The following is a 23,320-nucleotide window of genomic DNA, read 5'->3' as shown; positions in this document are numbered from 1 at the left end:
GCCGTACGGGAGCGGGGCGGGGCAAGGCTGGACGGGGCCCGGCTCAGGCCTCGTTGGCGCCCGCGTACATCGCGGTCACCGCGTCCGCGTAGGTCCGCTCGACCACCGGGCGCTTGATCTTCAGGCTCGGGGTGAGCTCGCCGTGCTCGATGTCGAGGTCGCGCGGCAGCAGGTGGAACTTCTTGATCGTCTGCCAGCGCTGGAGGTCGGCGTTGACCCGCTTCACGAAGCCCTCGATCAGCTCGTGCACGGCCGGCTCGACGGCCAGCTCCCCGTAGGACCGGCCGGCCAGGCCGTGCTCGGCGGCCCACGGCAGCAGCACCGCCTCGTCCAGACCGATCAGCGCGGTGCAGTAGTTGCGGCCGTTGCCGATCACCAGGATGTTGCTGACGAACGGGCAGACCGCCTTGAACTTGCCCTCCACCTCGCTGGGCGCCACGTACTTGCCCCCGGAGGTCTTGAACAGGTCCTTCTTGCGGTCGGTGATCCGCAGGAAGCCGTCCGGGGTGAGCTCGCCGATGTCCTCGGTGTGGAACCAGCCGTCCGGCTCCAGCACCTCGGCGGTCTTCTCCGGCAGGTTGTGGTAGCCGCGCATGACGCCCGGGCCGCGCAGCAGGATCTCGCCGTCCTCGGCGATCCGCACCTCGGTGCCGGGCAACGGGCGGCCCACCGTGCCGATCCGCACGTCCTCGGCGCGGTTGACGCAGGAGCCGGCGCTGGTCTCGCTCAGCCCGTAGCCCTCCAGGATCGGCACCCCGGCACCCAGGAAGAAGTAGCCGATCTCCGGGGCGAGCGCGGCACTGCCGGAGACCGCGCCGCGCATCCGGCCGCCGAAGGCCGCCCGGATCTTCGCGAACACCAGCTTGTCGGCCAGCGCGTGCTGCGCCCGCAGGCCCAGCGGGGCGGTGCCGGTGCCGGTGGCGGTCCGGCTCTCCTGGACCGCCCTGGCGTGCTCGCGGGCGACCTTGGCCGCCCACAGGAAGATCTTGTACTTGGCGCCGCCCTCGGCCCTGGCCCTGCCCGCGATGCCGTTGTAGACCTTCTCGAAGATGCGCGGCGCCGAGGCCATGATGGTCGGCCGGATCACCGGCAGGTTGTGGATGATCCGGTCCACCCGGCCGTCCAGCGCCATCACGTGCCCGGTGGCGATCTGCCCGGAGATCAGCGTCTTGCCGAAGACGTGCGACAGCGGCAGCCACATGAACTGCACGTCGTCAGGGCCCAGCAGCCCGCTCGCCTCCTGCGCGCGGCCCTCGTACGCCCAGCAGTCGTGCACCAGGCGCACGCCCTTGGGGCGGCCGGTGGTGCCGGAGGTGTAGATGAGGGTCGCCAGCTGCTCCTTGCCGAGCCCGTCGACGGCCTTCTCCACCGCGTCCGGGTGCTCCGCCAGGTACCGGGCGCCGCGCTCCTCCAGCCCGGCGAGGGTGAGCAGCTCCAGCCCGCCGGTCTCGGGCGCCTCGGCGGGTTCGTCGAAGAGGATCACGGTGCGCAGCTCGGGCAGTTGGCCCAGTTGCCCGACGGCCTTGGCCAGCTGGGCCGCGTTCTCCGCGAACAGCGCCCTGGAGCCGGAGTCGGAGAGGATGAACGCGGTCTCGTCCGCGTTGGTGCTCGGGTAGACGGTGGTGATCGCGGCGCCCGCGCACATGGCGCCGAGGTCGGCGAGGACCCACTCGACCCGGGTCGAGGAGGCCAGGGCCACCCGGTCCTCCGGGCGGATGCCGAGCGCCATCAGGCCGGCGGCCACCGCCTTGACCCTGGTCGCGGTCTGCGCCCAGGTGAGCGAGCGCCACTGCTCGGCGCCGGGTGCGCCGTCCGCGGCCTGTTCGTCCACGGGCGCGGGGTAGCGGTAGGCCTCGGCGCTCGGGGTCAGGGCGACCCGCTCCAGGAACAGGTGGGCGACGGAGGCGGGACGACCGGCGACGAGGTCGGGCCTGCCGGAGTCGATCAGGGACTGCGCGGAACTCAACGAGGACCTCCGGGGACGGGTGGCCGTCTGAGGGATTGTCGCGGCGTCCGTGGGGGCGGTCGCCGGGCCCCCGGTTCACCTGAGCGGTACCGGTCAGTAACAAAGGGGCAATCAGCAGCCTAGGCGGAAACCGGTCATTCCGTAAGGGGGCAGCACCCGACGGCACCCCGCCACGACACCGGTGCCGCGCCCCGCCACCGCCCGCACCCCGCGCGGGAACGCCGTCCCGCGCCGGCCCGGCCCGCCGGTTCGGCAAAGGCCCGGCAAACCCCGGGTTCCCACCCGCCGAATCGCCTGTACGACACTACAGAACACCCAGAATTGGGATGCGAACCCGACCGGCGACGACAAGAGTGTGCCAGTGCTGATCAGACTCCTCAGGGCGTACCTGCGCCCCTACTCCCGACCGCTCACCCTGCTGGTGCTGCTCCAGCTGGTGTCCACCCTCGCGGCGCTCTACCTGCCGACACTCAACGCCGACATCATCGACGACGGCGTGATCAAGGGCGACACCGGCTACATCCTGCGCGTCGGCGGGGTGATGATCGGAGTGACCCTCGTCCAGGCCCTCTGCGCCGTCGGCGCCGTCCACATCGGCTCCCGCATCGCCATGGCCTTCGGCCGGGACCTCCGAGCCGCCGTCTTCGACCGGGTGCAGAGCTTCTCCGCCCGCGAACTCGGCCAGTTCGGCGCACCCTCCCTGATCACCCGCACCACCAACGACGTCCAGCAGGTCCAGATGCTCACCCTGATGAGCTTCACGCTCATGGTCGCCGCGCCGATCATGTGCGTCGGCGGCATCATCATGGCGCTCAACCAGGACGTCCCGCTGTCCGGCCTGCTGCTCGCCGTCGTCCCCGCCCTCGGCGTCGTCGTCGTGCTGCTCGTCCGCGCGCTGCGCCCCAAGTTCCGCAGCATGCAGGAGCGGATCGACACCGTGAACCGCATCCTGCGCGAGCAGATCACCGGCATCCGGGTCATCCGCGCCTTCGTCAAGGACGACCACGAGCAGAACCGCTTCGCCGACGCCAACGAGGACCTCACCGACGTCGCCCGCCAGGTCGGCCGGCTGCTGTCCGTCATGTTCCCCGCCGTCATGCTGGTCGTGAACGTCTCCAGCGTCGCCGTGCTCTGGTTCGGCGCCCACCGCATCGACAGCGGCGCCATGGAGATCGGCGCGCTCACCGCCTTCCTCTCCTACCTGATGCAGATCCTGATGAGCGTCATGATGGCCACCTTCATGTTCATGATGGTGCCGCGCGCCGAGGTCTGCGCCGAACGCGTCGAAGAGGTCCTCGGCACCCGCAGCAGCGTCGTCCCGCCCACCGCCCCGGTCACCGAGCTGCCGCGCCGCGGCAACCTGGAACTGCGCGACGTCGACTTCCGCTACCCCGGCGCCGAGGCCTCGGTGCTGCGCGGCATCGACCTCAGCGCCCGCCCCGGCGAGACCACCGCGATCATCGGCTCCACCGGCAGCGGCAAGTCCACCCTGCTCGGCCTCGTCCCCCGGCTCTTCGACGCCACCTCGGGACAGGTCCTGATCGACGGCGTGGACGTCCGCGAACTCGCCCCCGCCACGATCGCCGAGAACGTCTCCATCGTCCCGCAGAAGCCCTACCTCTTCTCCGGCACCATCGCCAGCAACCTCCGCTACGGCCGGCCCGACGCCACCGACGAGGAGCTCTGGCACGCCCTGGAGATCGCCCAGGCCAAGGAGTTCGTCGAGAAGCTGCCCGAAGGCCTGGACGCCCCCATCGCCCAGGGCGGCGGCAACGTCTCCGGCGGCCAGCGCCAGCGCCTGGCCATCGCCAGGACCCTGGTCCGCCGGCCCTCCGTCTACCTCTTCGACGACTCTTTCTCCGCCCTCGACTACGCCACCGACGCCAAGCTGCGCAAGGCCCTGGCCCGCGAGACCTCCGACGCCACCGTCCTGATCGTCGCCCAACGGGTGTCCACCATCCGCGACGCCCACCGGATCGTCGTCCTCGACGAGGGCGCCGTCGTCGGCTCCGGGACCCACCACGAGCTGATGGCCGACAACCCGACGTACCGGGAGATCGTGCTCTCCCAGCTCACCGAGCAGGAGGCGGCGTGACCACCCCAGGAAAGCCCCCGGCGAAGCCGGACGCCCCGAAGAACGGCCAGGGCGGCGCCAAGACCGACCTGACGAAGGCCGGTGGGAAAGCCGGTGGGAAAGCCGACCTGCCCAGCGACTCGCAGGCCGCCGCCGCCCGCCGCGGCCCGGCCGGCCCCGGCCGCTTCGCGGGCGGCCAGGGCGCCGAGAAGTCCATGGACTTCAAGGGCTCGGGCAAGCGCGTCCTCGGCCTGCTGCGCCCCGAACGCACCACCCTGATCGGCGTCATGCTCCTCGGCGTGCTCAGCATCGGCTGCGCCGTCATCGGCCCCAAGATCCTCGGCGACGCCACCGACCTGATCTTCGCCGGCGTCGTCGGCGCCCGCTTCGAACCGGGCACCACCAAGGCCCAGGCCGTCGACGGGCTGCGCGCCCACGGCGACAACGGCGTCGCCGACCTGCTCTCCTCCGTCGACTTCACCCCCGGCCAGGGCATGGACTTCGGCGCCATCGGCACCGTCCTGCTCTGGGTGCTCGGCATCTACCTGGTCTCCGCCGTCTTCGGCATCTTCCAGGGCCGGCTCGCCACCCGGGCCGTCCAGGCCGCCGGCTACCGGCTGCGCCAGGACGTCGAGGCCAAGCTCTCCCGGCTGCCGCTCAGCTACTTCGACAAACAGCCGCGCGGCGAGGTGCTCAGCCGGGTCACCAACGACATCGACAACATCGGCCAGTCCATGCAGCAGACCATGGGACAGGTCGTCAACTCGCTGCTCACCGTGGTCGGCGTGCTCGCGATGATGTTCTGGATCTCCCCGCTGCTCGCGACGATCGCCCTGGTCTCGGTGCCGTTCTCGGTGGTCGTCGCCACCAAGGTCGGCAAGCGGGCCCAGCCGCAGTTCGTCCAGCAGTGGAAGTCCACCGGCCAGCTCAACGCCCACATCGAGGAGATGTACACCGGCCACACCCTGGTCAAGGTGTTCGGCCGGCAGCAGGAGGCCGCGGAGACCTTCCGCGAGCACAACGAGTCGCTCTACCAGGCCGGCTACAAGGCCCAGTTCATCTCCGGCATCATCCAGCCCGCGATGATGCTGATCGGCAACCTCCAGTACGTGCTGGTCGCCGTCGTCGGCGGCCTGCGGGTGGCCAGCGGCGCGCTGTCCATCGGCGACGTCCAGGCGTTCATCCAGTACTCGCGGCAGTTCAGCCAGCCGCTCACCCAGGTCGCCAGCATGGCCAACCTGGTGCAGTCCGGCGTCGCCTCCGCCGAGCGCGTCTTCGAACTGCTGGACGCCCCCGAGCAGAGCCCCGAACCGGCCATGCCGGAACGGCCCGAGGTGGTGCACGGCCGGGTCGCCTTCCAGGACGTGTCCTTCCGCTACGACCCCGAGAAGCCGCTCATCGAGGACCTCTCGCTCAAGGTCGAGCCCGGCCAGACCGTCGCCATCGTCGGCCCCACCGGCGCCGGCAAGACCACCCTGGTCAACCTGCTGATGCGGTTCTACGAGGTCAGCTCGGGGCGGATCACCCTCGACGGCACGGACATCTCCGCGATGTCCCGCGAGGACCTGCGCTCCGGCATCGGCATGGTGCTCCAGGACACCTGGCTGTTCGGCGGCAGCATCGCCGACAACATCGCCTACGGCGCCGAGTCCGCCACCCGCGAGCAGGTCGTCGAGGCCGCCAAGGCCGCCCACGTCGACCGCTTCGTACGCACCCTGCCCAACGGCTACGACACCGTCATCGACGACGAGGGCGCCGGCGTCAGCGCCGGCGAGAAGCAGCTGATCACCATCGCCCGGGCGTTCCTCGCCCAGCCGTCCATCCTGGTCCTGGACGAGGCGACCAGCTCCGTCGACACCCGCACCGAGGTGCTGATCCAGCGGGCCATGGCCCGGCTGCGCACCGGCCGCACCAGCTTCGTGATCGCCCACCGGCTCTCCACCATCCGGGACGCCGACGTGATCCTGGTGATGGAGAACGGCTCGATCGTCGAACAGGGCTCGCACGACCGGCTGATCGCCGCCGACGGCGCCTACGCCCGGCTCTACCAGGCGCAGTTCGCCGAGGCCGCGGTCGAGGTGGACTGACGCACCATCATGCGAAGGACCGGGGCAGGGACTTCCCGCCCCGGCCCTTCGCCTTCCGGACGCCACGCGCTACCTTGGGCCGGTGATCGACGACCAGGCCCCGGACCGCCCGGATGTTCCGGAAGCTCCGGAAGCTCCGAACACGCCGGAACCTCCGAACGCTCCGGACGCCTTCGAGGCGAACCGGCGCTACCTGGGCTCGGTCGCCTACCGGCTGCTCGGTTCGTTCACCGACGCCGAGGACGTCCTCCAGGACGCCTGGCTGCGCTGGCAGGCCGCCGACCGCACCGCCGTCGCCGACCCGCGCGCCTTCCTCACCACCGTCGTCACCCGGCTCTGCTACGACCAGCTGGGCTCCGCCCGCGCCCGCCGCGAGGCCTACTACGGCGAGTGGCTGCCGGAGCCGTCCGTCTCCTACGCCGACGGCCCCGACTCCCCCGCCGAACTGGCCGAACGCGGCGAGTCCGTCTCGCTCGCCCTGCTGGCCGTCCTGGAACAGCTCACCCCCGCCGAGCGGGCCGCCTTCGTGCTGCACGACGTCTTCGCCGTCGGCTTCGAGGAGATCGGCACCTCCCTGGACCGCACCGCCGACGCGGCCCGCCAGCTCGCCTCCCGGGCCCGCCGCCGGGTCCGCGCGGGAGGCCGGGGCGAGGACAGTCGAAGCCAGGGCGGTCGCCGGGCCGGCGCGGGCGCCCCGCGCACCGGCGCCGACCCGGCCGGGCACCGCCAGGCCGTCGAGGCCTTCGCCGCCGCCAGCACCCGCGGCGACATCCTCGCCCTGATGGAGGTCCTCGACCCCGACGTGGTCTGGCACTCCGACGGCGGCGGCATCGTCCGCGCCGGAGTCCGCCCGGTCCACGGCGCCGACCGGGTGTCCCGGCTGGTGGCCGGCCTGGTCGCCAAGTGGTTCACCCCCGGCACGGGCATCGGCCGCGCCGTGGTCAACGGCGAGCCCGGACTGGTCTGGTACGACCTGGCCACCGGAAAGGTCGGCGGCGTCCTCGCCCTCACCGTCGCCGACGGGCGGATCACCGAGGCGTACGTCATGCTCAACCCCGAGAAGCTCGGCCGCATCCCGGCCGTGGAGCTGTGACACGGGTCACCGTCACACCCCGTCCGGCCGCGTCGTCCCCTTCCCGAACAGCGCTCCACCGGAGCGCCCTCGCGAGGAGGCGGACGAGATGAGCAGCACCACCACCGGGCAGCGGATCGTCGTACTGGGCGCCGGGTACGCCGGGCTCACCGCGGCCAAGGGCGCCGCACGGCGGCACGCCGTCACCCTGGTCGCCCCCGAGGACCGGCTCCTGCACCGCGTCCGCCGGCACGAGACCGCCGCCGGCCGCGGCCGCGACTGGCCCGCCGTCAGCGAACTCACCCACGGCCTCCCCGTCACCCACCGGCGGGCCAGGGCCGTCGGGCTCGACCCGGCCGCGCGCCGGGTCCGCCTGGACGACGGCACCGGCCTGGAGTACGACACCCTGGTCTACGCCCTCGGCAGCCGCACCGCCTGGCACGGCGTCCCCGGCGCCGAACAGCACGCCTACTCGGCGGAGCGCGCGACCGAACTGCGCCGCCGGATCGACACCGCCGAACGGCCCGGCACCCTGGCCGTGGTCGGCGGCGGCGCCACCGGCATCGAACTGGCCACCGAACTCGCCGAGGCCCACCCCCGCTGGAAGGTGCGGATCGTCGCGTCCGGCCAGGTCGGCGGCGTCTACTCGGCCAGGGGCCGGGCCCACGTCCGGCGCGTCCTCGCCCGGCTCGGCGTGGCCGTCCACGAGAACACCACCGTCACCGAGGTCACCCCGAACGGCCTGCGCACCACCGCCGGCCCGCTCGGGGCCGACGTCACGGTCTGGGCCGCCTCACTGGAGGTGCACCCGCTGGCCGCCGAGGCCGGACTCGCCGTGGACGAGCACGGCCGGGCCCTGGTGGACGACCGTCTGCGGTCGGTCTCCCACCCGGACGTCCACGTGATCGGCGATGCCGCCGCCGTCACCGTCCCCGGCGCCGGCACCCTGCGGATGGGCTGCGCCACTGCCCTGCCGCAGGGCCGGTACCTCGGCGGACTGCTGGCCGGCCGCACCACCGAACCGTTCGCCTTCCGGTACGTGGTGCAGTGCGTGAGCCTCGGCCGGCGGGATGGGCTGCTCCAGGTGGTCGGCGCGGACGACTCGATGCGGCCCACCGTGTTCACCGGCACCGCGGGGCGGCTGGCGAAGGCGGCGATCGTCACCGCGGTCCTCCACAGCCTGAAGTAGGGCACCGGAGCCGGCCTCGGCGCTCCGAAGGGCCTCAGCGCGCCGGAAACGCCGGAAGGGCCCGGGCAGGTGCCCGGGCCCTTCCGGCGTTCGTCGCCGCCCTGCCGCTACTTCTTCTCCTTCGGCGCCTCGGCGTCGGTGGAGAGCGCGGCGATGAAGGCCTCCTGCGGGACCTCCACGCGGCCGACCATCTTCATCCGCTTCTTGCCTTCCTTCTGCTTCTCCAGCAGCTTCCGCTTACGGGAGATGTCACCGCCGTAGCACTTGGCGAGGACGTCCTTGCGGATCGCGCGGACCGTCTCGCGGGCGATCACCCGGGAGCCGATGGCCGCCTGGATCGGCACCTCGAACTGCTGGCGCGGGATGAGCTTCTGGAGCTTGCCCGCCATCATCACGCCGTAGCCGTAGGCCTTGTCCTTGTGGACGATCGCGGAGAAGGCGTCCACCGCGTCGCCGTGCAGCAGGATGTCGACCTTGACCAGCTGGGCGGACTGCTCGCCGATCGGCTCGTAGTCGAAGGAGCCGTAGCCGCGGGTCTTGGACTTCAGCTGGTCGAAGAAGTCGAAGACGATCTCGGCGAGCGGCAGGGTGTAGCGCAGCTCGACCCGGTCCTCGGAGAGGTAGTCCATGCCCTGGAGGTTGCCGCGGCGGGCCTGGCAGAGCTCCATGATCGCGCCGACGAACTCGTTGGGCGCGAGGATGGTGCCGCGCACGATCGGCTCGAAGACCTCGGCGAGCTTGCCGGTCGGGAACTCGCTCGGGTTGGTGACGGTGTGCTCGGTGCCGTCCTCCATCACCACGCGGTAGACCACGTTCGGGGCGGTGGAGATCAGGTCGAGGTTGAACTCGCGCTCCAGGCGCTCCCGGATGATCTCCAGGTGCAGCAGGCCGAGGAAGCCGCAGCGGTAGCCGAAGCCGAGGGCGACCGAGGTCTCCGGCTCGTACACCAGCGCGGCGTCGTTGAGCCGCAGCTTGTCCAGGGCGTCGCGCAGCAGCGGGTAGTCCGAGCCGTCCAACGGGTACAGGCCGGAGAACACCATCGGACGCGGGTCCTTGTAGCCGCCCAGCGGCTCGGTCGCACCCTTGTGCATCGAGGTGATGGTGTCACCGACCTTGGACTGCCGGACGTCCTTCACACCGGTGATGATGTAGCCCACCTCGCCGACGCCGAGGCCGTCGGCGACCTTCGGCTCGGGCGAGATGACGCCGATCTCCAGCAGCTCGTGGGTCGCGCCAGTGGACATCATGGCGATCCGCTCACGCTTGGTGAGCTGGCCGTCGACCACCCGGACGTAGGTCACCACGCCGCGGTAGGAGTCGTAGACCGAGTCGAAGATCATCGCGCGGGCCGGGGCGTCCTTGACGCCGACCGGGGCCGGGACGGTGTCGACGATGTGGTCCAGCAGGTCCTCGACGCCCAGACCGGTCTTGGCGCTGACCTGCAGCACGTCCGAGGGGTCACACCCGATGATGTGGGCGATCTCGGCCGCGTACTTCTCCGGCTGGGCGGCCGGGAGGTCGATCTTGTTGAGGACCGGGACGATCGTGAGGTCGTTCTCCAGCGCCAGGTAGAGGTTGGCGAGGGTCTGCGCCTCGATGCCCTGGGCCGCGTCGACCACCAGGATGGTGCCCTCGCACGCGGCGAGGGAGCGGGACACCTCGTACGTGAAGTCCACGTGGCCGGGGGTGTCGATCATGTTGAGGATGTGCGTGGCCCCGGCGTTCGGCCCCGTCTTCGGCGCCCACGGGAGGCGGACCGCCTGCGACTTGATGGTGATGCCGCGCTCGCGCTCGATGTCCATGCGGTCGAGGTACTGGGCACGCATCTGCCGGGGGTCGACGACGCCGGTGATCTGCAGCATCCGGTCTGCGAGCGTCGACTTGCCGTGGTCGATGTGGGCGATGATGCAGAAGTTGCGGATCAGCGCCGGGTCGGTACGGCTGGGCTCTGGCACATTGCTGGGGGTCGCGGGCACCTTGGTCCGATTCTCCGTTGGTCCGGGGCCGGGGGTGTCCGGGTCATCGCTGACCGGCTTCCCGGGGACCGGACAGTCTCGTCCGATCGAAATAGTTCCTCCCATCCTCCCACGAGCACGGGGCGGACTGCCGGTCGGGAGCCGGGAGCGGCCCGCACGGGCGGCCGGTTTGGGACGGGGAGCGGGCCCCTGGTAGCGTGGGATGCTGCACCTGGCCTCGGCATGCCCTCTCAGCAGGACCGAAGGCCGCCGGGTGTGACCCCGTTCGGATTTCTTTACACAGACTGAGGCTATTCCGTGGCGAACATCAAGTCCCAGATCAAGCGCAACAAGACCAACGAGAAGGCGCGCCTGCGCAACAAGGCCGTCAAGTCCTCGCTGAAGACCGCTCTGCGCAAGGCCCGTGAGGCCGCTGCCGCCGGTGAGACCGAGAAGGCCACCGTGCTGGCCCGCGCCGCCTCCAAGGCGCTGGACAAGGCCGTGAGCAAGGGCGTCATCCACGCCAACCAGGCCGCCAACAAGAAGTCGGCCATCACCAAGCGCGTCAACACGGCCGTCCAGGCCTGACGCCCCCGGGGGCTCCGGCCCCCACCGCTTCGGGACGGCCCGGCCCTCTACCCGGACCCCCGAGGCACGCAAGACTCGCACCGCACGCGGCCTGCGTTCGCCACGCGGGTGCGGTGCAACGAAGCAGTGCGACAGGCGTCGCAGTCGGTCTCCTTCCCGAGGCCACTGCGGCGCCTGTCGCGTTCCGCGGTCCGGCCGCTAGGGTCGGTCAGGTCCGATCGAGGTGCGGGGAGCACCCCGGCGCCAGGTCCAGGGGGGAACCTTCATGACGACGCCACCGCCACCGCCGCCACCTGTTCCGAACGGGCCCGGGTACGGGTTCCCGCAGCAGCAGCCGGGCGCGGGGGCGCATCCCGTACCGGGCGCTCCCGGCCCGATGGGTCCGGCCGGCTTCGGGCCGCCGCCCGGACTGCCCGCGGCACCGGGCATGGCCCCGGCACCCGGCCTGCCGACCGCTCCCGGGGCGGCGCCGCGCTCCGGCGGCAGCGGGAACCTGCGGCGCAACGCCGTCTGGGCGTTCGCCGGCGCCGTGATCGTCTCGGTCGGCTGGACCGCCGCCGTCCTGGTCGTCCCCGGCATGGTCGGCGGCGACTCCGCGCCGCGCGGCCTGCACGGCTACCACCTCTCGGACGACTTCTGCACCACGGGGAAGCCCGCCAAGCTCCTCCAGACCTACTCCGTCTCGGACAGCTCCGCGCCGACCCACCACACCGACCGGCACCCGGCGCTGGACAGCATGAACTGCTCGATGTCGCTCAAGCGCACCGGCGGCAACAGCGACAGCGAGTACGCCAACGTCTACCTGCGCGCCGACCTGCACAAGGCGGTCAACCCGGCGCCCGAGCTGGCGGCCAACAAGGAGCTGTACCGGGCGCGCGGCTACCAGGTCACCGAGATCACGGGAGTCGGCGAGGAGGCGTACTTCCTGTACAAGGACGACGGCTCGGGCACGTACCACAGCGTCTACGCCGAGCTGAACATCCTCGACGGCGGGATGACCTACTACATCAACTACTCGGCCAGCTACTCCGACGGGAAGGGCAAGCCGCCGTCCAAGGACGAGCTGCGCAGCACCCTCCAGTCCGACGGGCAGGACGCCGTGCGGGCCATGAAGAAGTAGGCCCGGCGCCGCCGGGGCCCGGCCGCCGTCAGTAGGCGGGCCGGGAGCCGGCCCTGGCGGCCCTGGCGACGGCGACCACCGCGCGCTCCAGGGCGAAGGCCGGGTCGTCCGAGCCGCCCTTGACGGCGGCGTCGGCCTGGGCGATCGCGGTCAGCGCGGTGGCCACCGCGTCGCCCGTCCAGCCGCGCATCTGCTGGCGGACCCGGTCGACCTTCCACGGCGGCATGCCCAGCTCGCGGGCCAGGTCGGCCGGGCGCATGTTCCGCCCGGTGGTCGCCAGCCGGCCGATGCTGCGCACGCCGGAGGCCAGCGCGTAGGTGATGCCGGTCGGCGGCTGGCCGACGGCCAGCGCCCAGCGCAGCCGCTCCAGGGCCTCCGCGGCCCGGCCGGTGACCGCCAGGTCGGCCACCTCGAAGCCGGTCGCCTCGGCCCGGCCGCTGTAGTAGCGGGCCACCACGGTGTCGTCGATCGCGCCCTCGACGTCCGAGGTCAGCTGGTGGCAGGCGGCCGCCAGCTCGCGCAGGTCGCTGCCGAGCGCGTCCAGCAGGGCCTGACAGGCCTCCTGGGTCGCCGAGCGGCCCAGGGTGCGGAACTCGCCCTTGACGAAGGCCAGCCGCTCGCTCGCCTTGGTCATCTTGGCGCAGGCCACCTCGCGCCCGCCGGCCTTGCGCCCGGCGTCCAGCAGGCCCTTGCCCTTGGCTCCGCCGGCGTGCGCCAGCACGATGATCACTTCTTCGGCCGGGGCCTCGATGTACGCCTTGACCTCCTTCACCGAGTCGGCGGAGAGGTCCTGCGCGGCCCGGACCACGATCACCTTGCGCTCGGCGAACAGCGACGGCGTGGTCAGCTCGGCCAGGCTGCCGGGCTGCAGGCCGCCGGGCGGCAGGTCCCGTACGTCGGTGTCCGGGTCCGCCGCCTTCGCCGCCGCCACCACCTGGGCGACCGCGCGGTCCAGCAGCAGCTCCTCCTGGCCGACCGCGAGGGTCAGCGGGGCGAGCAGGTCGTCGGGTGCACTCTTCCTGGCCATCGCGTACCAGCATCCCACGGGCCGCGGACACTCCCGCCCGACGGAGCGGGCGGCCCGGCCTGGACAATGGCCGGGTGACCGAGAACCACACCACCGGCCTTCCGGACGTCGCCGACCCGTACGCCCGGCAGCTGCTCGTCCTGCCCGACCGCGACGCCGCCGAGGAGGCCGCCGAGGAACTCGGCGCCGCCCAGCCGGACCTCGGCGAACTCGAAGTCGTCCGCGACGCGCTCGCGGGCGAGGACGACGCCGAGGACGCCCAGTGGCTGGTGGTGGCCGAGGCCCCGGAGAGCGGCTGGACCCCCGCCCTGCTGCACGCCCTCGACGCCCTCGCCGTCGGCCACGAGGGCTGGCGCGAGGAGGCCTGAGGGCCTGCGGGAGGAGGCCTGAGGGCCTGCGGGAGGAGGCCTGAGGGCCTGCGGGAGGAGGCCTGAGGGCCTGCGGGCGGCCGCACCCGGCGCCCTTGGGCCGGCTGCATCCCATCAGCTGCCACCCCCGGCGCGCTCCGGGCTCGCCCGGAGCACGCCACGACCGCCTTGCCGAGCCCTCGCGACGTCCTGCGGCAGCTCGATGCGGGTCACCTCTTGGTCCGCCAAGTCTGGCTTTTCTTCGGCGCGCTCCGGGCTGCCCGGAGCGCGCCGAAACCTTTCTGCTGGCTCCGCTCCCGCGCCTCTCCGCTCCTCCCACCACCCCTCTACCCCTTTCCACGCCCCACCTGGTTGGTGGGAGGAGGAGAGAGCGCGCGGAGGGCTACGTGGGTGGGGCCCGGGGGGAGGCGGAGGACTGCTCGGGGTGGGCGGGGGCTGCGGGGCCGGTCCCGCCGTGACGGCGCGGGTGGCGGGCCGCGTGGGCGGGCTGCGGGTGGACGGCCACGCCGAGGGTGGCCGGGGAGTCGCCCGTCACCGCGATGTCCCCCTCCCTGTCCGTACGCAGCACGGTGGCGCCGAGGGCGCGCAGGTGGTCGACCGTCTTCGGGGACGGGTGACCGTACGGGTTGCCCTCGCCGCAGGAGATCAGGGCCAGCCTGGGCCGCAGGGCACCGGCGAGGTCCCAGTCCTGGTGGGCCGACCCGTGGTGCGCCACCTTCACGACGTCCACCCTCCCGACCCGGCCCAACAGGGCCGACTGGGCCTGCGGTTCGAGATCTCCGAGCAGTGCCATCCGTAGTCCTCCTGTCAGTGACACCATCAATGCGACGCTTGCGTTGTTCGGGCCCGGCGCCTCGAGTGCCGAACCGGGAACGGGCCACACCACCTCCCAGGCCGACCCCGCACCCACTGACCGCCGTTCACCCCGACCGGCTCTCAGCAACGGGACGCCGGCGCCTGCGGTCCACCCCCTCACCCGGGCCGCCTCGCCCGGTGGGTCGTCGAGCGTGGTGCCCTCGATCGCACCGATCCGGCGGCCCCGCAACACCCCCGGCACACCTTCGACATGGTCGGCGTGGAAGTGCGTCAGGAGCAGGAGGGGGACCGTCGTGATGCCGAGGTCGCGCAGGCACCTGTCCGCGGCGTTCGGATCCGGCCCGGTGTCGATCACCACCGCGCTGCCCGGCGCCCCCGTCTCGAGGGCCAGCATGTCGCCCTGTCCGACGTCGCACACCACCAGTCGCCACCCCGGCGGTGGCCAGCCGGTGACGATCCTGGTGAGTTGCGGCGGCCGCAGCAGGACGGCCAGCAGGATCACCGTCAGCACCCCGGCCACCAGGGCCCGCGCCCAGCGCCGCCGTGTGGGCGCCGGCCTGCCCGGCTCCGCCCGTCGGGGCAGCAGGAGCGGCGCCGCCCAGCAGGCGCCCAGGACGGCCAGGGCGACCGTCACCGTCCCGAACCATCCGCCCGGCCAGGACAGTTGGCCGCCCGGCAGCTCTGCACCGCGTCTGGCCACCAGGGCGAGCCAGCCGGCCGGCACTCCGGCCGGTTCCGCGAACAGCCGGGCCAGGGCCGGGAGGAGCGGGTGCAGCACGAGTACCCCGAAGCCGAGCAGCGTCGCCGGGGCCACCGCCAGCTCGGCCAGCAGGTTGCACGGGATGCCGACCAGGCTGATGTGCCCGGACAGCACCACCGTCACCGGCGCGCACAGCGCCTGGGCTGCCGCCGTCGCCGCGAGCGCGCCAGCCAGGTGGTGGGGCCAGCGCCGGGCCCGCAGGGCCTCGGCCCAGTGCGGTCCGAGGACGAGCAGCCCGGCGGTGGCGAGCACCGAGAGCAGGAAACCGAACGAGCGCGCCAGGAACGGGTCCAGCAGGACCAGCACCAGGACCGCTCCGGCGAGCGCGGGCACCGCCCGGCGGGGGCGGCCGGTGGCCAGGGCCAGCATGCCGATCAGTCCCGTCCCGGCCGCCCGCAGCACGCTGGGCTCCGGTCGGCAGACGGTGACGAAGGCCAGTGTCAGCGCGGTGCCGAGCAGGGCGCCGGTGCGCAGCGACAGCCCCAGTACCGCGGCCACCCCTCGCCGTTCCGGTGTGCCGGCCTGCCCGGGCGCGCCCAGCAGCGCACCGAGGACGATCGCCAGGTTGGCTCCGCTGACCGCCACCAGGTGGACCAGGTCGGTGGCCCGGAAGGCGTCGTCGAGGTCGTCGGGCAGACGCGAGGTGTCGCCGACGACCAGCCCGGGGAGCAGTCCGCGCGCGTCCGCCGGAAGTCCGTCGGTGGCCGCACGCAGGCCTTCCCGCAACCGTCCGGCGATCCGCTGCGGCAGGCTCGGTGGCGCCAGCTGCCGGGGCGCCCCGTGGACGACCAGCAGCGCGGCGGACTCGGTGTCGTACCCCTCCCCCGCCGGTCGCACCTCGGCCTCCGCGGCCAGCCGCTGGGACGGGAGCAGCCGCTGCCAGGGCTCGCTCTCCGCTCCTCGCGCCATGACGGTCACCGGCGTACGGGTGCGGGCGGTCCGCCCGTCCGGGAGCAGGGTGACGCGGTCGGCCACCGCGTCCACGGTGAGGAGCGGCCGGCCGCCGACGGGCCCGCCCCGGGAGGTGTGGGTCTTCGGGTCCCCCGCGACGGTCAGCTCCACCGCCACCACCGGGGCGGTCGCGCCCGGCGCCCGCGGCACCGCGGAGCCGGCCGCGCGGGCGAGTTCCGCCAGCGGCCCCCGGTGGAGGTCGGCGGTGTGCAGCGGGGTCGCGACCGCGGCCGCCGCGCCGGTGAGCAGGACGGCGGCCAGTGTCGCCGCGGACCCGCGCCGGCGCAGGACGCCCGGCCTGGTGAGCAGCAGGACGCCGGCGAGGGCGGTGACGCCTGCCGCGGCGAGGACGAGTGCCGAGTACGCCGGTTCCGTCCGCAGGAGCGCCGCCGTGACCACCCAGGCCGAGACGGCGGGCAGCAGCAGCCGGAAGTCGGTACCCGGAGAGCGGGACGCAGCGGCCGGGTCGGCCGGTGTGGTGGCGACGGCCATGGCGGTGCCTCCCTTCGGGGGCCAGGGCAGTGAGCGGGGACGACGGCAGTGCGGGAGTCAGAGGGTGAGCAGCGGCCGGAGTTCCGCGTACGTACGGGCGCCGATGCCGCTGACCTGCCGGAGCTGGTCGAGGGAGCGGAAGGAACCGTGCGAGGTGCGGTAGGCGAGGATGCGCTGGGCGAGGGTGGGGCCGACACCCGGGAGGGTGTCGAGCTGTTCGAGCGTGGCGCGGTTGAGGCTGACGGGTGGTCGGGGCGCGGCGGGGCCCGGAGGCCCGCTCCCGCTTCCGAGGGCCGGGGTGGGGGCGGGCGCCTGTTCGCCGACCAGGATCTGCTCACCGTCCGTCAGGACGCGGGCCAGGTTGAGGTTCCTGGTGTCCGTGTCCGGCAGCGGACCGCCCGCTGCCCGCAGGGCGTCGGCCACCCGGGAGCCTCCGGGCAGGGTGTGCAGGCCGGGAAGGCTGACCCGCCCCCCGATGTCCACCACCACGGCCGCCCCGGTACCGGAAGCGGCCCCGGCTTCGACCCCGGTACCGGACCCGGGAGCGGCGGCGGCCGCGTCGGCGGCGGGGACGGACGGCTCGACCCCCGACGCTGCCGCGACCGCCGCCGGCGCGGGCACGGCGACCGTCTCCGGCCGGGCCAGCCAGAAGTGCTGCACGGCGTAGCCGACCGCGAAGAGCAGCAGGATCGCCAGCCCTGCCACCGCGCGCCGGTCGAGCGTCAGCGCCGAGGGGAACGAGGGGAACGAGGGGAACGACGAGGCCGGGGAGAAGGAGGAGACCCGTGAGCGCACCGCCCCGGCCTCCGGCGGGTCCACGGCGTCGCCCGGACCGGGCAGCGCATCACCCGCAGCCGGCGGCACCGGCCCGGCACCACCGACCGGCGGCCCGGTCGCAGTGGCCGCCCGCTCCGTCGCCCGCTCCCGCGTCGCCGCCGGGGGCTCATCCGAAGGTGCACTCGAAGGCGTGCCCTCAGGCTCGTCCCGCACCGGCAACAGCGCGGCCATCCGCACGCGCAGCGTCTCGTTGATCGCGTGGCGCTTCGCCGCGCCCAGGCTCATGGTCGTCATGCCGAGGACGGTAGGAGTCCTCCGGCGGGCGCATGGAGATTAACGAAACCCTGTGGATAACCCGAGGGTTGTGGACAAAAAGCGTCACTCACAAGAGCGAGCGGAAGTGCCAGAGATTGACAGATCGAACGAATGAGCAATCAGCCACCGCGGCTCAGCGCGGCGCGACCACCACCGCGAGCAGCCCCGGCCCGACGTGCGCGCCGATCACCGCCCCCACCTCGCCGACGTACAGCTCCCGCAGTCCCGGCACCCGGGCCCGCAGCCGCTCCGCGAGCGGTTCGGCCCGGTCCTCGGCCGCCAGGTGGTGCACGGTGATGTCGACTTCCCGCTCCCCCGACCGCTCGACCGCGATCTCCTCCAGCCGGGCGATCGCCCGTGACGCCGTCCGCACCTTCTCCAGCGGCTCGATCCGCCCCCCGTCCAGGTGCAGCAGCGGCTTGACCGCCAGCGCCGAACCGAGCAGCGCCCGCGCCGCCCCGATCCGGCCGCCCCGGCGCAGGTGCTCCAGGGTGTCGACGTAGAAGAACCCGCTGGTCCCGGCCGCCCGCCGGCCGGCCGCCCCGGCCACCTCCGCCAGGTCCTGCCCCGCGGCGATCGCCTCGGCCGCCGCCAGCACCCCGTACCCGAGCGCCATCCCGACCAGCCGGCTGTCGACCACGCGCACCGGGACGGGCGCCTCGGCGGCCGCCAGCCGGGCGGCCTCGACCGTGCCGGACAGTTCGCCGGAGATGTGCACCGAGACGATCCCCGTGGCCCCGGCCTCGGCGGCCGCCCGGTAGGTGGCGGCGAAGGTCTCCGGGTTCGGCCGGGAGGTCGTCACCCGCTGCTTGCCGCGCAGCGCCTCGGCGACGTCCTTCGGGGAGATCTCGACACCCTCGCACAGCACCGAGTCATCGACCGCGACGCTCAGCGGGACCACCGTGATCCCGTACCGGTCGAGGGCCTCCTGCGGCAGATAGGCCGTGGAATCGGTGACAAGTGCGAGGTCGGAGGGCATGAGCCGGAGGTTACTCCCCGCCGGTCCGGGAGGACAGCGCCCGGGGCACCGGGCACCGACCGGCCCCGGGAGGCGCCGGGAGGCGCCGGGAGGCGCCGGGAGGCGCCGGGAGGCGCCGGGAGGCGCCGGGAGGCGCCGGGAGGCGCCGGCGGCACCGCGACGCACCGCACGGAATCCCGCAGGGCTCAGCCCGCCGAGGGCCCCGCCGACGGCTTGCGCAGCCGCTGCGCCAGCTTGGACAGCGGATCGGCCAGCCCGAGCAGTTCCTCCGCGCTCGGCCGCTCCTTCCCGTCGGTCAGCCCGGCCCGAGCAGCCCCTCCCGCGGTACCGGAGGCACCCGCCGAACCGGAGCTACCGGAAGCACCGGGAGTCCCCGACGCACCATCCCCCGCGACGTCCCAGTGCCGCAGCGCCCCGGCCTCGCTCTCGCACTCCTGGCTGAGCCGGGTCAGCTCGTCGTCCGCGAACCGGTGCATCCGGTCCTGCGCCGCCCACCGCATGCTCTCCGCCGAGTGGGTGATCCGCTCCGCCCGCTCACGCAGATCCGGCAGCTTGGCGGCGATCCGCGCGGTGTCCGGCTCGCGCTCCAGTATCCGCAGCTCGCCGTCGAGTTCGGCGGCGTGCGCGTCGAGCCGGTCCAACAGGGCGAGCGACTCGCCGAGTTGGCCGTCCTGCGCGAGCCCGGCCTCCAGCACCTGCCGGGTGCCGTCGAGCGCGGTCCGCAGGCCCAGCCGGACGGAGGCGATCTGCGCGGGCGGGCCGACCTTGGTGTACGTCTTCGCCTTGAGGCCGACGTTCTCCACGGCGCGGCGGGCGGTGGCCTCGTGCTTCTCGATCTTCGCACCGACCGCCTTGGCGGCCTTCACCGTGCCGATCACGGCCAGGACCATCACCGCGACCCCGAAGAGCAGGACCAAGCCGATCATCACGCCGAACACGTCCATCGCGCGCCACCTTCCGCCGTCGTTCCGGCCCTCACCGGGCCCAACGCGGGCCGCATCGCCGAGGGTTCCACGGTAGCCGCCGCAGCCCGCCCGGGGGAGCCCGAACGATCCCGGCCGACGAAGATCAGGGTCAGATCCGGGATCTCCCCGAGCGCGCGCGAACCCCCCGGCCGCCACCCCCGCAACCCCCACACCCTCCGTACACACCACACCCCCCGGCACCCGGCGCACGCCGGACGGGCGCCCCGCAGAACGCCGGACGGACACACCCCCCGAAAGCCGGCCCGACCCCCCAGAACGCCGGACGGGCGCCCCGAAGGACGCCCGCCCGGTCACTCCCGCGGCAACCGCACTCAGCCGGTGACGATGTTCACCAGCTTCGGCGCCCGCGCGATCACCTTGCGCACCTCGGCCCCGCCGATCGCCGCGACGACCGCCGGCTCCGCCAGCGCCAGCGCCTCCAGCTCGGCGTCCGAGATCCCCGGCGCGACCTCCAGCCGCGCCTTGACCTTGCCCTTGATCTGGACCACGCAGGTCACCGACTCGTCCACCACGTACGCCGGGTCGGCGACCGGGTAGTCGGTGTGCGCCAGCGACTCGCCGTGGCCCAGCCGGCGCCACAGCTCCTCGGCGACGTGCGGGGCCAGCGGCGCGACCATCAGCACCAGCTGCTCGGCCACCGCGCGCGGCGTGGAACCGCGCTTGACCAGGTAGTTGTTCAGCTCGATGGCCTTGGCGACGGCCGTGTTGAAGCGCAGCCCGGCCATGTCGCCGCGGATGCCGTCGATCGCCTTGTGCAGGACCCGCAGCGTCGCCTCGTCCGGCGCTTCCTCGGTGACGACCAGTTCGCCGGTGGTCTCCGAGACGACGTTGCGCCACAGCCGCTGCAGGAAGCGGTACGAGCCGACGACGGCGCGGGTGTCCCAGGGGCGGGAGACGTCCAGCGGGCCCATCGACATCTCGTACAGGCGCAGCGTGTCGGCACCGTACTCGTCGGAGATGTCGTCGGGCGCGACGGCGTTCTTCAGGGACTTGCCCATCTTCCCGGCCTCGCGCTTGACCGGCTCGCCCTGCCAGGAGTACTGGCCGTCGCGCTCCTCGACCTCGGCGGCGGGCACCGGGAAGCCGCGCTCGTCGCGGTAGACGTCGGCGGTGATCATGCCCTGGTTGAACAGCTTGTGGAACGGCTCGACGGACGAGACGTGGCCCAGGTCGTGCAGCACCTTGTGCCAGAAACGCGCGTACAGCAGGTGCAGCACGGCGTGCTCGGCGCCGCCGACGTACAGGTCGGCGCCGCCGGCCGGCTTGGTGGCCGTGGGGCCCAGCCAGTACCGCTCGTTGGCCGGGTCGACGACCGCGGCGGAGTTCACCGGGTCGACGTAGCGCAGCTCGTACCAGCAGGAACCGGCCCAGTTGGGCATGGTGTTGGTCTCGCGGCGGTACTTCTTCGGGCCGTCGCCCAGGTCCAGTTCGACGTTGACCCAGGCCTCGTTGCGCGACAGCGGGGTCTCCGGCGAGGAGCTGGAGTCGTACGCGTCGAAGGTGCGCGGCGAGTAGTCGTCGACCTCGGGGACCTCGACCGGCAGCATCGACTCGGGCAGCGCGTGCATGACGCCGTCCTCGTCGTAGACGATCGGGAAGGGCTCGCCCCAGTACCGCTGACGGCTGAACAGCCAGTCGCGCAGGCGGTAGTTGACGGTGCCCTCGCCGATGCCGCGCTCGCCCAGCCAGGCGGTGGCGGCGGCCTTGGCGTCGACGACGCTCAGCCCGTCCAGCGTCAGGTCGCCCTCCGCGCGGGCGGAGTCGACGATGACGGAGTCGTAGGTGTCGAACGCGTCGTCCCACGCGGCCGGGTCCGAGCCACGCCCGTCGGTCGGCTCGACGACGCAGCGCATCGGCAGGGCGAAGGCGCGGGCGAAGGCGAAGTCGCGGTGGTCGTGGGCGGGGACGGCCATGATGGCGCCGGTGCCGTAGCCCATCAGCACGTAGTCGGCGATGAACACCGGGACGGGCTCGCCGCTGACCGGGTTGACGGCGTAGGCGCCGGTGAAGACGCCGGTCTTGACCTTGGCCTCGACCTGCCGCTCGACGTCGGACTTGGCGGCGGCCGCGGCGCGGTAGGCGGCGACGGCCTCGGCGGGGGTGGCGGCGCCGCCGGTCCACTCGGCGGGCACGCCCTCGGGCCAGGCGGCCGGAACGATGGAGTCGACCAGGCCGTGCTCGGGGGCCAGCACCATGTAGGTGGCGCCGAACAGGGTGTCGGGCCGGGTGGTGAAGACGGTGATCTTCTCGTCACCGGGGGCCGCGAAGTCGACCCGGGCGCCCTCGGAGCGCCCGATCCAGTTGCGCTGCTGCAGCTTGATGGCCTCGGGCCAGTCCAGCAGGTCCAGGTCCTCGATCAGCCGGTCCGAGTACGCGGTGATGCGCATCATCCACTGGCGCAGGTTGGACTTGAACACCGGGAAGTTGCCGCGCTCGGAGCGGCCGTCCGCGGTGACCTCCTCGTTGGCCAGCACGGTGCCCAGGCCCGGGCACCAGTTGACCGGCACCTCCTTGGCGTACGCCAGGCGGTACTCGCCCAACACCTCGTCGCGCTCGGCGGCGGACAGCGACGCCCACGGGCGGCCGTCCGGGGTCTGCCGCTCACCGGACTCGAACCCGGCGACCAGCTCGGCGATCGGACGGGCCCTGCGGGCGTCCGCGTCGTACCAGGAGTTGAAGATCTGCAGGAAGATCCACTGGGTCCAGCGGTAGTAGTCCGGGTCGATCGTGGAGATCGAGCGGCGCGGGTCGTGGCCCAGGCCCAGCCGGCGCAGCTGCCGGCGCATGTTGGCCATGTTGGCCTCGGTGGAGACCCGCGGGTGGGTGCCGGTCTGCACCGCGTACTGCTCGGCGGGCAGGCCGAAGGCGTCGTAGCCCAGCGTGTGCAGCACGTTGTGGCCGGTCATCCGCTGGTAGCGGGCGAAGACGTCGGTGGCGATGTAGCCCAGCGGGTGGCCGACGTGCAGGCCCGCGCCCGAGGGGTACGGGAACATGTCCATGATGAAGCTGTGCGGCTTCGCGGTGACGTCGCCGGCCGCCGGGTCGGCCAGCGCACCGGTGGGGTTGGGGGCGTGGAAGGTGCCCTCCTTCTCCCAGATGTCCTGCCAGCGGGACTCGATCTCGGCCGCCAGCGCGGCGCTGTACCGGAACGGCTCGGTCGCGGTCTCGGCCGCGCCGGACGCAGGGGTCGTCTCGCTCATGGTCCTTCAAGCTCCATCGGTGTCAGTTGGCGAACCGCGCAGGCGGCCGGCCCGTTGACCCGGCCCGGGTCGGGGTCGGGGGGCGGAAAACAAAAAATCCCCTCACAGGAGGGGACGCCACGCCGACTCCGGCACCGCCCGGGGGCGCAGCCGGTCCTGGTCAGCGCGGCCGGCTAAGGAGCAGGCGCACGGTTCGCATGGGCTCAGGGTACCGCAAGCGGGTCGGCCCGCTCCCGGGGATACCGGCCGGCGGGCCTGCTCCTGGGCCCCTCACCTGGGCCGGGGCACCGCCGTCACCGCGCCGCCGTCCGCCCCGCCGCGTCGAACTCCCGCAGCGCCTTCGCCAGCCGCTCCGACTGCATCCCCGCCGCGAGCGAGCGCGCCAGCGCCGCGGTGCGGGCCGCCTCCCGCTGGTCGCCGAGCCGGCGGTGGGCCTCCGCGAGGCGGACCATCAGCAGTGCCTTGGAGCGGGCCCGCCCCGGCCCGAGCCCGGACACCGCCTCGGCGAGCAGCACCTTGGCCAGCCGGTGCTGGCCGAGCGCCAGCCGCCCCTCCCCCACCATCCCGGCGAGGCCGGCCCTGGCCTCCTCGGCGCCGG

The 23,320-nt window shown here is 73.2% G+C and carries 15 protein-coding genes and 1 pseudogene; 7 read left to right on the top strand and 9 right to left on the bottom strand.

What is annotated here, in order from left to right; all coding sequences use genetic code 11:
- Positions 1–43: 43 nt before the first annotated feature.
- Positions 44–1,966 carry an AMP-dependent synthetase/ligase gene (locus BU198_RS20235; protein WP_188298255.1) on the bottom strand — a complete coding sequence of 641 codons (1,923 nt, stop codon included), beginning with the start codon at positions 1,964–1,966 and terminating at the stop codon, positions 44–46.
- A gap of 361 nt (positions 1,967–2,327) precedes the next feature.
- Here BU198_RS20235 and BU198_RS20230 point away from each other — a divergent pair, with 361 nt between their 5' ends.
- The 4 genes from BU198_RS20230 (at position 2,328) to BU198_RS20215 (ending at position 8,388) form a co-directional block, all read left to right on the top strand.
- Complete coding sequence (locus tag BU198_RS20230) at positions 2,328–4,061, top strand: ABC transporter ATP-binding protein (protein ID WP_188298254.1); 1,734 nt, start codon at positions 2,328–2,330, stop codon at positions 4,059–4,061.
- Positions 4,062–4,255: 194 nt separating this feature from the next.
- Positions 4,256–6,127, top strand: a complete 1,872-nt coding sequence (locus BU198_RS20225; protein ID WP_188298289.1) for an ABC transporter ATP-binding protein — start codon at positions 4,256–4,258, stop codon at positions 6,125–6,127.
- An 82-nt stretch (positions 6,128–6,209) separates the two neighbouring features.
- Complete coding sequence (gene sigJ / locus BU198_RS20220) at positions 6,210–7,220, top strand: RNA polymerase sigma factor SigJ (protein WP_317620220.1); 1,011 nt, start codon at positions 6,210–6,212, stop codon at positions 7,218–7,220.
- An 88-nt stretch (positions 7,221–7,308) separates the two neighbouring features.
- Positions 7,309–8,388 (top strand): NAD(P)/FAD-dependent oxidoreductase, encoded by a 1,080-nt coding sequence (locus tag BU198_RS20215; RefSeq protein WP_188298253.1) that lies wholly within the window; start codon positions 7,309–7,311, stop codon positions 8,386–8,388.
- Between the two features lie 107 nt (positions 8,389–8,495).
- Here BU198_RS20215 and lepA read toward each other — a convergent pair whose 3' ends face one another.
- Positions 8,496–10,364, bottom strand: a complete 1,869-nt coding sequence (lepA, locus tag BU198_RS20210; RefSeq protein WP_188298252.1) for a translation elongation factor 4 — start codon at positions 10,362–10,364, stop codon at positions 8,496–8,498.
- A 297-nt stretch (positions 10,365–10,661) separates the two neighbouring features.
- On the opposite strand from lepA, the gene rpsT reads away from it, so the two are divergent.
- Both rpsT and BU198_RS20200 read left to right on the top strand, forming a co-directional pair.
- Positions 10,662–10,931 (top strand): 30S ribosomal protein S20, encoded by a 270-nt coding sequence (gene rpsT / locus BU198_RS20205; RefSeq protein WP_188298251.1) that lies wholly within the window; start codon positions 10,662–10,664, stop codon positions 10,929–10,931.
- A gap of 427 nt (positions 10,932–11,358) precedes the next feature.
- Positions 11,359–12,051 carry a hypothetical protein gene (locus tag BU198_RS20200; protein ID WP_188298250.1) on the top strand — a complete coding sequence of 231 codons (693 nt, stop codon included), beginning with the start codon at positions 11,359–11,361 and terminating at the stop codon, positions 12,049–12,051.
- Between the two features lie 28 nt (positions 12,052–12,079).
- Here the strand turns inward: BU198_RS20200 and holA are convergent, their stop codons facing one another.
- Complete coding sequence (gene holA / locus BU198_RS20195) at positions 12,080–13,078, bottom strand: DNA polymerase III subunit delta (protein WP_188298249.1); 999 nt, start codon at positions 13,076–13,078, stop codon at positions 12,080–12,082.
- Between the two features lie 74 nt (positions 13,079–13,152).
- On the opposite strand from holA, the gene BU198_RS20190 reads away from it, so the two are divergent.
- Entirely contained in the window at positions 13,153–13,446 is a 294-nt protein-coding gene (locus BU198_RS20190) for a hypothetical protein (RefSeq protein ID WP_317620219.1), read from the top strand.
- A 382-nt stretch (positions 13,447–13,828) separates the two neighbouring features.
- Here the strand turns inward: BU198_RS20190 and BU198_RS20185 are convergent, their stop codons facing one another.
- The 6 genes and pseudogenes from BU198_RS20185 to BU198_RS20160 form a co-directional block, all read right to left on the bottom strand.
- Entirely contained in the window at positions 13,829–16,465 is a 2,637-nt protein-coding gene (locus BU198_RS20185; RefSeq protein ID WP_223244672.1) for a ComEC/Rec2 family competence protein, read from the bottom strand.
- Between the two features lie 57 nt (positions 16,466–16,522).
- On the bottom strand, positions 16,523–17,536 hold the full coding sequence (locus tag BU198_RS43365) for a ComEA family DNA-binding protein (protein ID WP_262987050.1): 1,014 nt from the start codon (positions 17,534–17,536) through the stop codon (positions 16,523–16,525).
- A gap of 154 nt (positions 17,537–17,690) precedes the next feature.
- The gene (locus tag BU198_RS20175) at positions 17,691–18,536 is read right to left on the bottom strand and encodes a DegV family protein (protein ID WP_188298248.1); all 846 of its coding nucleotides are present in this window, start codon (positions 18,534–18,536) and stop codon (positions 17,691–17,693) included.
- A 185-nt stretch (positions 18,537–18,721) separates the two neighbouring features.
- Positions 18,722–19,480 (bottom strand): hypothetical protein, encoded by a 759-nt coding sequence (locus BU198_RS20170; protein ID WP_188298247.1) that lies wholly within the window; start codon positions 19,478–19,480, stop codon positions 18,722–18,724.
- Between the two features lie 353 nt (positions 19,481–19,833).
- The gene (gene leuS / locus BU198_RS20165) at positions 19,834–22,722 is read right to left on the bottom strand and encodes a leucine--tRNA ligase (protein ID WP_188298246.1); all 2,889 of its coding nucleotides are present in this window, start codon (positions 22,720–22,722) and stop codon (positions 19,834–19,836) included.
- Positions 22,723–23,015: 293 nt separating this feature from the next.
- Positions 23,016–23,320, bottom strand: a pseudogene (locus tag BU198_RS20160) (hypothetical protein); the annotation flags it as partial.

This window comes from Streptomyces sp. CBMA156, assembly GCF_014596515.1.
GTDB lineage: Bacteria > Actinomycetota > Actinomycetes > Streptomycetales > Streptomycetaceae > Kitasatospora.
This window is presented reverse-complemented; position numbering and strand designations above follow the sequence as displayed.

Bases quoted from the DNA above. Each gene is read 5' to 3' on its own strand.
- BU198_RS20225 (WP_188298289.1), top strand. From the start codon at position 4,256: ATGGACTTCAAGGGCTCGGGCAAGCGCGTCCTCGGCCTGCTGCGCCCC.
- BU198_RS20215 (WP_188298253.1), top strand. From the start codon at position 7,309: ATGAGCAGCACCACCACCGGGCAGCGGATCGTCGTACTGGGCGCCGGG.
- BU198_RS20200 (WP_188298250.1), top strand. From the start codon at position 11,359: ATGGCCCCGGCACCCGGCCTGCCGACCGCTCCCGGGGCGGCGCCGCGC.
- holA (WP_188298249.1), bottom strand. From the start codon at position 13,078: ATGGCCAGGAAGAGTGCACCCGACGACCTGCTCGCCCCGCTGACCCTC.
- BU198_RS20185 (WP_223244672.1), bottom strand. From the start codon at position 16,465: ATGGCCGTCGCCACCACACCGGCCGACCCGGCCGCTGCGTCCCGCTCT.
- BU198_RS43365 (WP_262987050.1), bottom strand. From the start codon at position 17,536: ATGACGACCATGAGCCTGGGCGCGGCGAAGCGCCACGCGATCAACGAG.
- BU198_RS20175 (WP_188298248.1), bottom strand. From the start codon at position 18,536: ATGCCCTCCGACCTCGCACTTGTCACCGATTCCACGGCCTATCTGCCG.
- BU198_RS20170 (WP_188298247.1), bottom strand. From the start codon at position 19,480: ATGGACGTGTTCGGCGTGATGATCGGCTTGGTCCTGCTCTTCGGGGTC.
- leuS (WP_188298246.1), bottom strand. From the start codon at position 22,722: ATGAGCGAGACGACCCCTGCGTCCGGCGCGGCCGAGACCGCGACCGAG.